We start from the raw sequence: 970 nt of genomic DNA on the forward strand, positions 1-970 counted from the left end.
CCATGGGCCGGCGCGTCCGCGCGCGATCGGATGGAAGGGGGCGGGTGGCTGGGTGATGCTCTCGCAGTCCCGGCAGGTGAACTTCTCCCGCACCGTCTGTATGACCTTGAACTGGCGCGGGATCACCTCCAGCGTCTCGGTGACGCTCTCCCCCAGTTTGCTCAGACGATCGCTGCCACAGCACGGACACTGTGTCGGTGCGGGGATGACGACCCGCTCGCGCGGCAAATCGGCACGCAGGGGCTGGCGTCCCCGGTTGCTCCGGGGTGCTGTCGTGCGGACAGCGGGATCCGCCGCATTTTCGGGCGCGTCCTCGGCGAGCGTCGTCTCCAGTTCTTCCAGTTCGAGTTCGAGTTGGGCCAGCAGGCGGCGCCCCCGCTCCGACGAGGCGCCGAAACGGTCCTGGCGCATCCGCGCGATAAGATGTTTGAGATGGGCAACCTGCGCTTCGGCGCTGGCCGCACGGGCTTCCGCGACCTCGGCACGCGCCTCGGCAGCGGCAAGTGCCGCGCGCAAGGCGATGATGTCGTCCGTGTCTCCCGTCATGAAGGCAGTTGATCACATGGGCGCTCAAAAGGGTACCAGTATATGCTGACCTGGCGCGGTTTTTATTATCCCGCCAGTTCAGGTCTCCATGTTTTCTGCGGATTGCGCCAGTCCACACCCTCCAGCAGACAAGTCAATTGTGACGGGGAGAGATGGATCGCTCCGTCCTTTGCCGAAGGCCACAGGAAATGCCCGCGCTCGATCCGCTTCGCATATAAGGAAAGGCCGATCCCATCGTGCCAGATCAGTTTCACCAGGTCGCCGCGTCGGCCCCTGAAGGCATAGACGTCACCCGCGAAAGGGTCACGACCCAGTGCTTCCTGGACCTTCAACGCCAGCCCGGGCATCCCCAGGCGCATATCGGTTACACCGGCCGCCAGCCATATCCTCAGCGTGGAAGGAAGCGGGATCATGATCGTAGTGC

Annotated in this window: 2 protein-coding genes; both read right to left on the reverse strand. The window is 64.2% G+C overall.

The window, feature by feature from the left end:
• A partial coding sequence (locus CFR80_RS18390) for an IS66 family transposase zinc-finger binding domain-containing protein (protein WP_181418282.1) occupies window positions 1-546 on the reverse strand: 546 nt, incomplete at its 3' end.
• Between the two features lie 65 nt (window positions 547-611).
• Window positions 612-970, reverse strand: a 359-nt coding sequence (gene tnpB, locus CFR80_RS18395) for an IS66 family insertion sequence element accessory protein TnpB (RefSeq protein ID WP_373636560.1), incomplete at its 5' end; no start/stop codon positions are given.

Origin of the sequence: Komagataeibacter oboediens (genome assembly GCF_003207815.1) — a bacterium.
GTDB classification, from domain to species: domain Bacteria; phylum Pseudomonadota; class Alphaproteobacteria; order Acetobacterales; family Acetobacteraceae; genus Komagataeibacter; species Komagataeibacter oboediens.